The organism is Aliarcobacter lanthieri, assembly GCF_013201625.1.
Classification (GTDB): domain Bacteria; phylum Campylobacterota; class Campylobacteria; order Campylobacterales; family Arcobacteraceae; genus Aliarcobacter; species Aliarcobacter lanthieri.
Genome location: NZ_CP053839.1, coordinates 1,465,160 through 1,478,179 on the forward strand (window position 1 = coordinate 1,465,160; position 13,020 = coordinate 1,478,179).

At 25.4% G+C, this 13,020-nt stretch carries 15 protein-coding genes; 4 read left to right on the forward strand and 11 right to left on the reverse strand.

From position 1 onward, the window contains the following. Nucleotides 1-6: 6 nt before the first annotated feature. A complete protein-coding gene (locus ALANTH_RS07410; RefSeq protein WP_026807597.1) occupies nt 7-1,611 on the forward strand; it encodes a YcaO-like family protein in 1,605 nt (534 codons plus the stop codon). Between the two features lie 9 nt (nt 1,612-1,620). On the opposite strand, the gene ALANTH_RS07415 is transcribed toward ALANTH_RS07410, so the two are convergent. The 4 genes from ALANTH_RS07415 to ALANTH_RS07430 form a co-directional block, all read right to left on the reverse strand. After that, the gene (locus tag ALANTH_RS07415; RefSeq protein WP_026807596.1) at nt 1,621-2,226 is read right to left on the reverse strand and encodes a pyridoxamine 5'-phosphate oxidase family protein; all 606 of its coding nucleotides are present in this window, start codon (nt 2,224-2,226) and stop codon (nt 1,621-1,623) included. 11 nt (nt 2,227-2,237) lie between these two features. Further along, on the reverse strand, nt 2,238-2,939 hold the full coding sequence (locus ALANTH_RS07420; protein ID WP_026804584.1) for an MOSC domain-containing protein: 702 nt from the start codon (nt 2,937-2,939) through the stop codon (nt 2,238-2,240). Nucleotides 2,940-3,005: 66 nt separating this feature from the next. Continuing rightward, nucleotides 3,006-3,425 carry a tetratricopeptide repeat protein gene (locus ALANTH_RS07425; protein WP_051583597.1) on the reverse strand — a complete coding sequence of 140 codons (420 nt, stop codon included), beginning with the start codon at nt 3,423-3,425 and terminating at the stop codon, nt 3,006-3,008. A gap of 13 nt (nt 3,426-3,438) precedes the next feature. Next, complete coding sequence (locus ALANTH_RS07430) at nt 3,439-5,193, reverse strand: ABC-F family ATP-binding cassette domain-containing protein (protein WP_026807595.1); 1,755 nt, start codon at nt 5,191-5,193, stop codon at nt 3,439-3,441. 111 nt (nt 5,194-5,304) lie between these two features. Here ALANTH_RS07430 and ALANTH_RS07435 point away from each other — a divergent pair, with 111 nt between their 5' ends. Beyond that, complete coding sequence (locus tag ALANTH_RS07435) at nt 5,305-5,823, forward strand: ClbS/DfsB family four-helix bundle protein (protein WP_026807594.1); 519 nt, start codon at nt 5,305-5,307, stop codon at nt 5,821-5,823. Here ALANTH_RS07435 and ALANTH_RS07440 read toward each other — a convergent pair. The 7 genes from ALANTH_RS07440 to ALANTH_RS07470 all read right to left on the reverse strand — a co-directional run bounded on the left by ALANTH_RS07440 (nt 5,815) and on the right by ALANTH_RS07470 (nt 10,969). Beyond that, on the reverse strand, nt 5,815-6,507 hold the full coding sequence (locus ALANTH_RS07440) for a tetrahydrodipicolinate N-succinyltransferase N-terminal domain-containing protein (protein WP_051488742.1): 693 nt from the start codon (nt 6,505-6,507) through the stop codon (nt 5,815-5,817). The genes ALANTH_RS07435 and ALANTH_RS07440 overlap by 9 nt on opposite strands. Nucleotides 6,508-6,542: 35 nt before the next feature. After that, nucleotides 6,543-8,390: a primosomal protein N' gene (locus ALANTH_RS07445; RefSeq protein WP_026807593.1), complete on the reverse strand. Its 1,848-nt coding sequence runs from the start codon at nt 8,388-8,390 to the stop codon at nt 6,543-6,545. A 16-nt stretch (nt 8,391-8,406) separates the two neighbouring features. Then, a complete protein-coding gene (locus ALANTH_RS07450) occupies nt 8,407-8,796 on the reverse strand; it encodes a hypothetical protein (RefSeq protein ID WP_051583596.1) in 390 nt (129 codons plus the stop codon). Nucleotides 8,797-8,815: 19 nt separating this feature from the next. Further along, nucleotides 8,816-9,025, reverse strand: a complete 210-nt coding sequence (locus ALANTH_RS07455) for a hypothetical protein (RefSeq protein ID WP_026804589.1) — start codon at nt 9,023-9,025, stop codon at nt 8,816-8,818. Beyond that, on the reverse strand, nt 9,022-9,216 hold the full coding sequence (locus ALANTH_RS07460; RefSeq protein ID WP_026804590.1) for a hypothetical protein: 195 nt from the start codon (nt 9,214-9,216) through the stop codon (nt 9,022-9,024). The genes ALANTH_RS07455 and ALANTH_RS07460 overlap by 4 nt, the downstream gene beginning before the upstream one ends. Before the next feature lie 17 nt (nt 9,217-9,233). Further along, nucleotides 9,234-9,659 carry a hypothetical protein gene (locus ALANTH_RS07465; RefSeq protein WP_026804591.1) on the reverse strand — a complete coding sequence of 142 codons (426 nt, stop codon included), beginning with the start codon at nt 9,657-9,659 and terminating at the stop codon, nt 9,234-9,236. Nucleotides 9,660-9,733: 74 nt separating this feature from the next. Next, nucleotides 9,734-10,969: a BaiN/RdsA family NAD(P)/FAD-dependent oxidoreductase gene (locus tag ALANTH_RS07470; protein ID WP_026807592.1), complete on the reverse strand. Its 1,236-nt coding sequence runs from the start codon at nt 10,967-10,969 to the stop codon at nt 9,734-9,736. 65 nt (nt 10,970-11,034) lie between these two features. On the opposite strand from ALANTH_RS07470, the gene ALANTH_RS07475 reads away from it, so the two are divergent. After that, the gene (locus tag ALANTH_RS07475; RefSeq protein ID WP_026804593.1) at nt 11,035-11,814 is read left to right on the forward strand and encodes a polysaccharide deacetylase family protein; all 780 of its coding nucleotides are present in this window, start codon (nt 11,035-11,037) and stop codon (nt 11,812-11,814) included. Between the two features lie 75 nt (nt 11,815-11,889). Beyond that, nucleotides 11,890-12,984: a DUF808 family protein gene (locus ALANTH_RS07480; RefSeq protein WP_026807591.1), complete on the forward strand. Its 1,095-nt coding sequence runs from the start codon at nt 11,890-11,892 to the stop codon at nt 12,982-12,984. Nucleotides 12,985-13,020: the final 36 nt, after the last annotated feature.

Here is a 13,020-nt window from a genome sequence, read left to right on the forward strand (position 1 = left end):
AATCGTATGAATATAGTATCAAAAGATGCACCAGTAGAAGTTTCAATATCAAAAATGAAAAAAATATTAGATGATTTTGGATATAAAGTAAAACTCTCAAAAGAAAAAAATCCAGTAAAAAATAGTTTTTCTATAAACCTAAGCTTTGAAGGAGCGAATAATTATATATTCTCTAATGGAAAAGGCTCAATGTTGGACTCATGTTTAGCTAGTGCTTATGGAGAATTTATAGAAAGACTACAAACAAATCTATATTTTAATGATTTTTATTTAGAAGATAGAAAGTTTTTCCCTGATCAAAAAGAGTTCAGTATTGATGAAGATTTTTTTCCTGATGAATTAAAAAAACAATATGATACAAAAGATTTTGAAAATGAAGATTTTTTGGACTTTAATTCAAATAATTTTGATAAAATCATTTCTATACCATTTATAAATCAAAATACTAAACAAGAAGTATATTTTCCAACAAGTCTTTTATCAAATCTTTTTGCAAGTAATGGATTATCTACAGGAAATACACAAAATGAAGCAAAAGTTCAAGCTCTTTGTGAAATTTTTGAACGATATGTAAAACTAAAAGTTATAAAAGAAGGTTTAGCTTTACCAGAATTTCCAAAAGAAATAATAGAAAACTTTCCAAAAATAAAAGACGATATAAAATCTTTAGAAGATCAAGGTTTTAAATTAAAAGTTTATGATTCTTCTTTAGGTGGAGTTTTTCCAGTAACTGCAATAGCTTTTATAAATCCAAAAAATAATACACTTTTTTTATCTTTTGGAAGCCACCCTATTTTAGAAGTATCAATTGAAAGAACTTTGACTGAACTATTACAAGGTAGAGAATTAAACGAACTTGATAGCTTTGAAAAACCATCATTTGATATGAGAGAGATAAGCTCATCATCAAATTTAGAATCACATTTTGTAGACTCAAATGCAAAAGTAGGAATACAATTTTTAAGTTCAAAAAAATCGTATTCATATACTCCTTGGCAATTTAATATAGAAAAAAGTAGTGAGCAATTTATACTTTTAAAAGAGATTTTAGATAAACAAAATAAAACTATATATTTAAGAGAATATGATTATTTAGGCTTTTACTCTTGTCAAATGATAGTTCCAAATTTTTCAGAAATATATCCACTTGAAGATATGATTTATAACAATAAGAATCAAGGAAAACTAATAAGAGATTTTATTTTAAATAAAGATGCTTATGATTTAGAAGATTTATTAACTCAAATTGATGGTTATGATGATTCTGTAAATGTTGGAGCATTTATTGGTGTTATTTTTAAAGAAGACTTTTCTCTTTTTGAATTTAAAGCTGATATTTTAATAAAACTAAAAGAGTATGAAGAAGCTATTTTTAATTTAGAACAAACAAATAAAAATTTTAACTATCTTTTATCACAACTTCTAAGAATGTACCAAAATAAGCTAAATTTAGAAGATTATATCGAGGCACTTGATGATATCTTTAGTAAAAAAGATATTGAAAAAGCATTAAAAATCATAGAAGGTAAAAGTTCTTTAATAAACTTAGAGTTTGCAATTGAATATAAAAATATATTAGCTTTATTTGATTCTAAAAAAGAGAAATTTTAATTTCTCTTTTTATTGTTTGTTATAAAACTTCATCTGTTTGATAGTATGCATATCTATATTTGAAGCTCTATTTTCTAATTTCTGAGTGAGTTTATCTCTTTTTTCATCATTTAAGTTTTGCCCTACTTTTATTTTACAAGATATATTTTGTGGATTTAACCTAATAATAGTAACTTTATCCAACATTTTTGTGTACATTGCCTTATCATAAGCTATTTCTTCATAACCACCATCTTTTTGCAATTTTTTCATCAAAGCATTTAAAACTTTTGCTTTTTCATCACCATTTTCTATAAAACTCAAAATTCCTTCAAGTAAAACTGAAGCAAAAAATTGAGTTGCAGGACAAGCAGCAACTGTATCAAAAAAATATGATGGAATAGTAGAATATGGCTGTACAACCAAAAAAGAACCATTTGGGTTCTCTTTAATAGTATCTATTTTTTTACCTTCATTACTTCCATGAAAGTATATAGAGCCTTGAAAATATACAAAATTTAAAGCTATACAATATGGTTTACCATTATTTATTAAACTTAAAGTTCCATATTCACAAGCTTCCAAAACTTCATTTATACTATTTTCATCTTTTACATCAAATTCTGCTCTTCTCATTTTAAATCCTTTTATGTGTGATAATAACTAAATTGCTCATCTTTATCACCTAAATCATATCTTTTTTGTAAAGAGTTTTTAAACTGATATCCTAACTCTTTACAATTTAAAGTTTCTAAAGTCAAATTTTCATCAATCATTGGATTTACTATAATTTTATTTAGCTTTTCAATAGTTAATGTTGGATTAAGCCTACTTTGTAAGAAAACATCATCTTCTTTTGTTATATTACCTTCTTTTAAAACCTTTGCATAAAATCCTGTAAATCCACTTTCAAAAATAAATTTTGTCATATTCTTTTTTTCTGTATTTGCACTAAGTTTCCAGCAAGGTTGTCTTGGTTGTGTAATTTGTACTTGTGTATCACCAATTTGTAATATATCTCCAATACAAATATCTTTTTCACAAATTTTATCAAGTATTAAATTCTCTCCAAAATATGCCATATTAGATATATCAAAAATATTATTGAAATGTGAATTTATATTTTGATATGTTAGTTTTGAAAATAAAAATAGTGCTTTATTTTCTCCACCATGATGAAGTAAATCAGCTTGAAAATCATCAACAAATCCAGTTTTAGTAAGAAATGCTTTTGAAACCGGATATTTTTTTATACCAGAGACAAGCTCTTCTCTTTTTTGATTTTCAAGTTTTGTGACAGTTACATTTCCTACTTTTATATATAAAATAGTTGATATTTTTTTTGACATTTTAAACTCCATCTTTTATATGCAAGAGTATAAAAGAATATAAAGTTTTTTACAATCCAATAATTGCTAATTTTTATTTTTATCTTTTTTGAGAATAGATTTATATTTATCACAAGATATTTCACTTCCATTTTCACAAGCTTTTTCCAGCCAATGTTTAGATTTTTGATAATCTTGTTCTATATTATTTTCTCCATTATAATATATAAATCCCAAATTATTTTGAGCAATAACATCTCCTTGAGTAGCAGCTTTTTCCCACCAAAAAACAGCCTTTTCAAAATCTTCTTCAATGCCAAAACCTTTTGCATACATTGTTCCAAGATTATTTTGAGATTTCATATCTCCTTCTTGTGCTCTTTTTATCATAATAGCAGCAAGTTGAGATTGAGTATTTATCTTAAGCTCTTCTTTTTTATTAACATCTTTATTTGAACATGATGTTAAAGTTAATATTAGTAAAGAACTTAAGATAATATTTTTCATTTTATTCCTTTATTTATGATAATTCACTCATTTTTTCTTCAAATTCACTATTTATAATCTCTATTTTTTGCATAAATTCTAAGATTTCATTTTCTACTTTTGTTTTATCAACTCCAAAAAGTGTAGAAGCAAGGTTTTCCAATTCTTCAATTTTAGCTTTTAAAGGTTTTAAATCTTGACTTTTTTTAGCTACTAATTCAGCTCTTAGTTTTTTACTCTCTTTTTTATTTATCTTTGGTTTATCACTTTTAATCTCTTTTTTTACTGATTTTTTATCATCAATATCATCATTCCAACCAATTTTTTCTAAAAATTCATCATAAGTTCCATTAAAATAATCTGCTCCATCATTTGTAAATACTATCAATCTATCACAAACTTTTCTAAGTAATTCTTCACTGTGAGTTACAATGATACTTGAACCAGCAAACTCTTTTATAGCATTTGTAAGTGCTTCAATAGACTCAATATCAAGGTGGTTTGTAGGTTCATCAAGGAAAAGTAGATTTACATCTTTTGCTATTATTTTTCCTAGCATTACCCTACTTTTTTCTCCTCCAGATAGAAGAGAAATCTTTTTCTTTGCATTATCACCACTAAACATCATAATTCCACAAATATTTCTTATTGTTGATTCAGGTAACTTTACATTTACAGAGTGAATTTCATCCATAATTGTATTATTCATATTCAAATGATTTATATTTGTTTGTCCAAAATGCCCAAAAACTGTACTTGGATGAAAATCTATATTTCCACTTAAAGCTTTTAATTCACCTGCAAGTACATTTAGAAGTGTTGATTTACCTTTTCCATTTTTACCAATAATTCCTAAAGTTTCACCACGACTTAATGCAAAAGTTATATCTTTAAAAAGTAAGTTTTCTTTTGTATATCCAAAACTTACATCTTTTACTTCAAGTAAAAATTTTGCACTTGTATCTTTATAGTTAAAATCAAATTTTAAATCTTTGTCATAATCTAAATCTTCTAAGATATCCATTTTTTCAAGTATTTTTACTTTTGATTGGGCTAAAGTTGCTGTTGCTGCTCTTGCTTTATTTTTAGCAATAAACTCTTCAAGATCTTTTATTTTTTTCTCTTGAGCAATTTTTTGTTTTTCATAGTGTTCTTCATTTGCAGAAAGCTGTTCAAAAAACTTCTCTGTATTTCCTGGAATTATAAAAGCATTTTTTCTAATAATTCCCATAGTATGTGTACAAACACTATTCATAAAATCTCTATCATGTGTTATAAGGATAACTTCTCCATCAAAACTTTTTAGAAACTCTCTAAGCCATCTAATAGATAAAATATCCAAGTAGTTTGTAGGTTCATCAAGAAGCAGCATATTTGGTTCAGTTAAAAGTAATTTTGCTAAATTTATTCGTATTTGATAACCACCAGAAAAACTTTTTGGTTCTTTTTGTAAATCTTCATCACTAAAACCTAATCCAAATAATATTTTTTCAGCCTTATAAATATTATATTTATCATCTTCATTCAAAGCCAATGCTGTTTCATCAAGTAAAGTTTTTTCTGTAAAATCAAAATATTGTTTTAACGCACCTATTTTATAGTTTTTTGGTGTTGCCACTTCTCCGCTATCTGGTTGTTCTTCACCTAAAATTAGTTTAAAAAGTGTTGATTTTCCTGTACCATTTCTACCAACTAATCCAACTTTATCACCCTTATTTAATCGTAAGTTTAAATCTTGATATAAGTCTTGTGTTGGGTATGATTTTCTTATATTTACTAGCTCTATCATATTTTCTCTTTGCTCTTTTTGTCGATTTTATAAAATTAAAGGCAAGATTATACGATATTATCAGTTATATTATCATAAACTTGTTTTTAAACAATTCCAAAAGGAGTTTTTATGGCTGTACCTACGAATAAGGAAGAACTCTTAATTGCTATAAATACAAATTATATTAAATTAAAGAAAGAATTAAATGATATCCCTGTAGAAATAACAAATATAAAAGAACTAGAAGGGCATTCAAAAAATACTTTAATGTCTATAAACAATCTTATTTCATATTTAATTGGTTGGGGAGAATTAGTTTTAAAATGGGACAAGAAGAGACAAAATAATCAACAAGTTGATTTTCCAGAAACAGGTTATAAATGGAATCAATTAGGAAAACTTGCACAAAAATTTTATGAAGATTATCAATATGATGATTTTAATACTTTAATTATTAAATTAGATAAAGTAGTTGAAAATATTTTAATACTTATACAAAATAAATCTAATAAAGAACTTTATGAAGTAAGTTGGTATGAGAAATGGACTTTAGGAAGGATGATTCAATTTAATACATCTTCTCCATATACAAATGCTAAAGCAAGAATAAGAAAATGGAAAAATCAAAGTAGCAAAAAGCTACTTTAGAAGATTTTCGAAACTATAAGTTTCATTTTCACTAGGAATAATATGTTTTAAAAATCTTGGATATTTTCCTACAAATTCAACTTTTGGATATTTATCTGCAACTTTTAATAAAATTTCATTTTGTCTTAACCAGTCAAGTTCTACTGGAACACCATCTATCCAAGCACAAGTTGTAAGTAAATCCTCAATTCCATCTAAATTTATATTTTCTATTTTTTTATTGTATTTTACATATAGTTTTAAATATGATGTTTCAATACTTTGAGGTTTTGAATCGTCAAAAATAAATACAACTTTAAAATCATCAGCATTAAGTCCACTTTCTATTGGTAAAGACGCTAAAGTTGAAATAACTTGTAAATTTTTATGTTTATCTTTTTCTTCATAAAATGGTTTATAACTCTCTACACAATATGATAAAAAACTATCGCTTAAATCAAAAACCGCCTCACTTTTTGTAGTATCAACTGCAACTCCACTTTGTTTTATAGCATTTAAAAAAATTGCAGCACTTGAACTATTTTCGTTCCAGTTTATAGTAGGATATGTAACTTCTAAAATCTTATTTCTATCCAGAATACCTCTATTTACTCTAGCTATTGCAAAGGCTATTGGCTCTTTATACCAACTTTGTCTTTTTATATCTTCAACTAAATTTTTAAAATCATCTTTCGTAGTTACCATTTTATCTCCTTTGTTTTATTGATTTTACTAAATTTTTAATAAATAGTATCCATATCTATTGAAGCATCACTTGATTTTATAGAGTGCAATGCGTTTAATAGTGCTTTTGTATTGTTTGAACGAAGTAAAATTTCATATCTATATTTATTTGCTATTTTAAAAATAGCACACTCTCCAAAACCTATTACTTCAATATCCTGTATAGTTTTAAATAAATTTACAACTTCTAAAGTTTCTTCTTTTACTTTTAAACCATTTTTATTTGAAAAAACTATTCGTGCAAGTTTTACAAAAGGTGGATATAAATCTTTTCTGAATTCCATTTCACTTTGTAAAAACTCTAAATAGTTTGATTCTTCTAAATAGTATTTGAAGAAATCTTCATTTTTTGTCTCGATTATCACTTCTCCAAATCCACTTCTTCCACTACGCCCTGATATTTGAATAAGTAAAGATAAAGCTTTTTCTCTTGCTTTATATGAATTCATATTTAAAACAAAATCTATGCCTAAAACAACTGCTAACTTTACATTATGATAATCATGTCCTTTTGAAAGCATTTGAGTTCCAACTAAAATATCTATTTTATTATCATTAAAATCTTTTAGAGTATTTTTTAAAACCTTCTCACTTTTTATCTCATCTTTATCAAATCTTTTTATATTAATATTTGGAAAATTTGCTTCTAATTCTTCTTGTATTTGTGCAGTTCCTACTCTATGATTTCTGATAATCCCAGTTTTACAAGAGGGACAAAACTCTGGTATTTTTTGAGTATATCCACAATAGTGGCATTTCAAAGCTAAATCATTTTTATGTAAACTCATAGAAACACTACAAAATGGACATTCAACACTTTTTCCACAATCAAAACATATTTGATGTTTAAAATTTGCTCGTGTTGGTAAAAATACTATTACTTGATTTCCACTTTTTAAAGTACTATCTATTTTAGCTAAACTTTTTAGGCTAATTGTTTGAGAATTTGCTTCAAAAATATACTCTTTTTTTGTTTCAAAAAATGTCTTATCAAGATTAAAATAAGGTATTTTATGAAAAGAGCCAATAGATGGTGTTGCACTTCCTAGAACAAGCCTTATCTCATACTTTTTAGCTATATAGATACTCAAATCTTTTGCATTATATCTTGGAGTTTGATCACTTTTATATGAATCATCATGTTCTTCATCTACAATTATTAATTGTAAGTTTGTATATGGTAAAAAAAGTGCTGATCTAGCACCAGCTATTAATTTTATACTTCCATTTTGAAGTCCAATAAGTATCTCTTTTTTCTTTTTAGTAGTTATCTTTGAATGCCAAATAGCAATAGAATTTCCAAAAACTTTTTCTAGTCTTTTTTGCATTTGTGGAGTTAAGGATATTTCAGGCATTAAAAGTATAGCTTGAGAATTATTTTTTATAGTTTCTTCTATAGTTTTTATATATATTTCAGTTTTTCCAGCTCCAGTAGAAGCAAAAAGTAAAGCTTGCCTTTTCTCATCTAAAAAATCTTTTGCTTTTTGTTGAAAATTTGATAATTCTATTTTACTATCAATTTTTATATCAATATTCTCATCTTTAATATTTTTATTAAAAGCTTGAAAAATACTCAAAGCATAACCAAGAGAGCAAACATAATACTTTGATATAAAAATTGCAAGTTCAAGCATAAAAGAAGAGTAAAACTCATCACAAATTTCTAAAATATTGCTACATTCAAACTCTGGTTTTTCAACCTCTTTTATAACAACTGCCTCAATAAAATTTTTTCTATTTGCTAATTGAACTAAAACTTTTGAACCAATATCAATAATTTCCTTACTTTGAAAAGTAAGATTTTGTAGAGGAGATTTTAATATAGCTAATTCATAATAATTCATTCTAACTCTTTACAATCTATTTCTTTACTAATACAAATAAATCACTATCTTCTAAAGAGAACTCATAAGTTTTTGTAGATGTAAAAAATATATATTTATTATTCGATACTTTTGCCCAAAAACCATTTTCTTTATCTTTTGTTGTTGTAGATTTAATTGGTAAAGTTAAAATATTTGAAAATAACTCTTCATTATTTTTATCTATTTTTGCATTATCTAGTGAATTTATATAGTTATTTTCTTGTGTTAAAACTCTTTTTGTTTTCTCTTTTTGTAAACCGTTTTTTATTAAAATAATATCTGATTTTAATTTTATGATATCATTTTTTTCTAAGTATGTACTGATTTTTGGTAAAATAAAAGATAAGAAAATAGCTAATATTACGATTGTTATGATAATTTCCAAAGAGGAAAAAGCTTTAAGTTTAAACTCCTGCAAGTTTATTTGCAATATCTTCAACCTCTTTTTTAAAAGTTCTATATTCTTGAGTAAGTTTTAAATATGCAAGTAATAAAGATTTTGTTTCATTATTTTTATTTACATCTAAATACTTACAAAGTTCTCGTTCAAGATCTTCATCTGCTGTTATTGTATAAGCCATATTATTTATGTGGAAAGTTAGCTCTTTAGTCACTTCTGTGCCTTTATAAGTGTTAATGTACTCTCTATTTTTAGCATCATATCTTGGTTATTTCTTTCTAATTTATCATTTTCATCTATCAATTCTTGAATTTGTTGTTCTAAAGCAATTTTCTCAAGTTTTACTTTCTCATATTCATATAGTAAATTATCAATTCTATCATTTAAAATTTTAATAATTTCCATTTCTTGTCCCAAATTACTTATGATACACACTCTTCTAAATTTTCATCTTTTATGTAAACTCTTGCAATTTCATAAAGCGTAGCCACAGATTTTCCCCATGCTGAATAATTATTTACTTCTGAAGCAGAAATATCAAAATATTTTGCTATTTTATCTATTAAAATCTGTTCATTTATATTAAAATTCTTATCAATATGTATTAAAATCATCAATTCTAAGATAACTATTTTTTTACTTTTTAAACTTTTGAAGTTTTTTAATGTATCTTCTAAACTAAAACTATCTATATCAAAAGAATCAAGGTTTTCAATCCCCATTTCATCGCAATATTCTAAGATAACATCTTCTTCATCTCTTCCAAGGCTATTATCAATTCTTGCTAAATAGTGTGCTAGTTGTAAAAAAGCAAATTTTTCTCTTGCTTGAAGTTTCATCAATAACATATTTTATATCCTAATATTTATATTTTTATAATTGTCTATTATAGTATATTTTTACTAATTTGTAGTAAACCAAACTATTTTTTTAACTTTCCAGCTAAATATCCACTTGAAAAAGACCATTGAAGATTATATCCACCACAAGGTCCATCAATATCTACAAGCTCTCCACAAAAATATAAACCTTCTATTAAACGACTTTGCATAGTTTTAGAATCAATCTCTTTTAAACTTATTCCTCCTCTTGTTATCATAGCTTGTTTAAAGCCATCATGCCCAATAACGGTAAAAGGTGTCCAAGCTAAAGTTTTTATTAGTTTTTCTCTTTTAATTCCATCTATTTGTTTAAATCTTATATTTGTTTTTATTTCACATAAATTTAAAATTTCATTTGCTACACTACTAGCTAATAGTGTTTCTAAATTTTGTAAAATATTATCTTGTGGATTTTTTAATATTTCATTTTTTAAATGCTGAAAAATCTCTTCTTCATTTTTACCTTTTATAAAATTTATTAAAAGTGGAACTTCATTATATGTAGATAATATAGGAGTAATTTCTCTTGCAAAATCAAGAATAACTGGTCCTCTAAGACCTTGTGACGTAAATATCAAATCACCAACTAATTTTAATTTTTTATATTTAGGAATATTTACTTTTAATATAGCTTTTGAAATAGTATCAGCTTTACAAGAACCAAAATTTTTCTCTTTTGTAAAAAGTGGCATCATAGCAGGATGAGTTTTAGATATAGTATGTCCAAAATTTGAAGCAAAATTATATCCATCACCAGTTGCTCCTAAAGTTGGATATCCAAGCCCTCCAGTTGCAACTATAATATTTTTTGAAATAAAAGTTTCATTTGAAGTTTTTATATAAAAGAATTCTTCTTCTTTTTTTATGTTTTCAATATTTATAGATGTTTTTACTTCCACTTTTTGATTTTCTAACTCTTTATTTAAAGCTTCTAAAATAATAGTTGAACTGTGATTTATAGGAAATACTCTAAATCCATCTCTAGCTATGGTTTCTACACCAATAGAATTAAAAAAATACTGTAAATCTTGTTGGCTAAATTCATCTAATGCACTTTGTATAAATCTTCCATTTTTACCAAACTTTGATATAAAGTCATCTTGTGTTAATGTATTTGTAATATTGCACTTTCCACCACCTGTTGCTTTCAATTTACTTGCTATTTTTGGTAATTTTTCTAAAAGTAAAACTTTTTTCTCATTTTTTGCACAACTTATACTAGCAAATATTCCAGCAGCTCCAGCACCAATAACTATACAATCATAAATATTTTTCAATTTTTCGCTTCTTTTAAATTAATTTCAGTATTATACAAAATTGATTTTAAGTATCTAGGATTTTTGTGTATATTTTTTTAATTTCTATATTTTTGTCTCTCAACTTATTTGCAAATACTGATTTCTTCTCAGATGACATTCCTCTTGAAAAGCCAAAAGAACAGAAGATAGTTCTTCTTACATTTGATGATGGACCAATAAAAGCCACAAATAATGTATTAAAAGTAATTAAGAAAGAAGATATTCCAATTACTATGTTTTTTATTGGTTCACAGATAGAAAAATCAAAACATATTTATGAAAAAGCCTTAAATTTTTCAAATATTACTATTGCAAATCATACATATTCTCATGCAAATCACAAATATAAAAAGTTTTATAGTAATCCTTTAAATGTAGTTGAAGATATAAAAAAAGCAAATGACATAATCTCTCATGATAGAATTTCTAATAGTGCATCAGATTTTTTACCAGTTCGTCTTGCAGGAAGAAATGTATTTAGACTTCCAGATATAAAGATAAATGATTATGCAATTAGCAAAGAACAACAAGAGAAAGAGATGTCAGTATATGATGATCTTTTTAATGAAGGTTTCTATATATATGGATGGGATATTGAATGGGAATATGAATTTAATGGACAACCAATACAAACACCTGAAGAAGTTTTAAATTCTATGGAAAGAATTTATAAAAGTAAATTAACTACTAAAGAAAATAAAGTAATTCTCCTAATGCATGATATTATGTTTTCTAGTCATTTTGAAGGAGAAAAAAATCTCAATACCTTAATTACCCTCTTAAAAAACCATGGGTGGAGTTTTGAAAGTATAGAAAACTATTAAAATTATCTATTAAATTTTATTTTATTAGGAAAGATTAAATATTATTCCATTAAAAAAACAACTTAAAGGAATTTAATGTCTGGGATACTGGGATATTTATCTATTTTAGCAGATGATATAGGCTCTCTTGCAGGTAAAACTATGGCAACAACAGCAAAATCACTTGCAACTTCACTCGATGATATCGGACTTCTTTTTGATGATATTGCAACTTATACAAAACTTGCTAGTGTTAAATCAAGTGGGCTTTTAGTTGATGATTTAGCTGCTATTGCAAATTTTACAAATGAAACAACTTCTCAAATTCTAAAAAAAGAGTTAGAAAATGCAAAAACAGTTGAAGAGTTACAAGATAATATAAAGAAATTAGATGAGAATTCTAAAAAAGAAGTAATTAGTGAATTAGAAAATATAAGAAATATAGCAATACTTGAAGCAAAAAGAAAAGCAGCACAAAGAGAACTTCCTATAGTTTATAAAATTGCAAAAGGAAGTTTTATAAATAAATTTATCATTATTCCAGTTGTTTTAATTTTAAGTTATCTTGCGCCTTGGGCAATATCTCCTATATTAATAATTGGTGGAGTTTATTTAGCTTATGAAGGTGTAGAAAGTATCTTAGAAAAATTCTTTCACCATAAAAACCATCGTGAAAATAGTAGTAAAAATGAAATTTCAAATGAAAAATTTGAAGATGAAAAAGTAAAAAGTGCAGTTAAAACAGATTTTATACTATCTTTTGAAATAATTGTTATTAGCCTAAGTTTACTTGACAATAGTGATTTTATAACTAAACTTTTTGTTTTAATTAGCGTTGGTATTTTAACAACAATTTTTGTATATGGAATAGTTGCATTTATAATAAAACTAGATGATATAGGATTTTACTTACAAGGTAAAAAGAGTTTATATTTAAAAAAGATAGGAAATACTTGTGTAAAAGCTATGCCACATATTATAAAAATTATAGGGATTTTAGGAACTATTGCAATGCTTGCTGTTGGTGGTGGAATAATTGCTCATGAAACACTTATTTTAAAATCATTTGATAATATTTTAACAAGTATTCCTCTTGGAAGTTTTTTTAGTGATATTATTTTGGGAGCAATTGTAGGGTATATTACTATACTAATCATACAATCATCTTTTAAACTATTTAAAATTAAGTAAGTAAAGCAAAAATTATTTTATTAAAACATATATCAA

Bases quoted from the DNA above. Each gene is read 5' to 3' on its own strand.
- ALANTH_RS07410 (WP_026807597.1), top strand. From the start codon at position 7: ATGAATATAGTATCAAAAGATGCACCAGTAGAAGTTTCAATATCAAAA.
- ALANTH_RS07415 (WP_026807596.1), bottom strand. From the start codon at position 2,226: ATGAGAAGAGCAGAATTTGATGTAAAAGATGAAAATAGTATAAATGAA.
- ALANTH_RS07420 (WP_026804584.1), bottom strand. From the start codon at position 2,939: ATGTCAAAAAAAATATCAACTATTTTATATATAAAAGTAGGAAATGTA.
- ALANTH_RS07425 (WP_051583597.1), bottom strand. From the start codon at position 3,425: ATGAAAAATATTATCTTAAGTTCTTTACTAATATTAACTTTAACATCA.
- ALANTH_RS07430 (WP_026807595.1), bottom strand. From the start codon at position 5,193: ATGATAGAGCTAGTAAATATAAGAAAATCATACCCAACACAAGACTTA.
- ALANTH_RS07435 (WP_026807594.1), top strand. From the start codon at position 5,305: ATGGCTGTACCTACGAATAAGGAAGAACTCTTAATTGCTATAAATACA.
- ALANTH_RS07440 (WP_051488742.1), bottom strand. From the start codon at position 6,507: ATGGTAACTACGAAAGATGATTTTAAAAATTTAGTTGAAGATATAAAA.
- ALANTH_RS07445 (WP_026807593.1), bottom strand. From the start codon at position 8,390: ATGAATTATTATGAATTAGCTATATTAAAATCTCCTCTACAAAATCTT.
- ALANTH_RS07460 (WP_026804590.1), bottom strand. From the start codon at position 9,216: ATGGAAATTATTAAAATTTTAAATGATAGAATTGATAATTTACTATAT.
- ALANTH_RS07465 (WP_026804591.1), bottom strand. From the start codon at position 9,659: ATGTTATTGATGAAACTTCAAGCAAGAGAAAAATTTGCTTTTTTACAA.
- ALANTH_RS07480 (WP_026807591.1), top strand. From the start codon at position 11,890: ATGTCTGGGATACTGGGATATTTATCTATTTTAGCAGATGATATAGGC.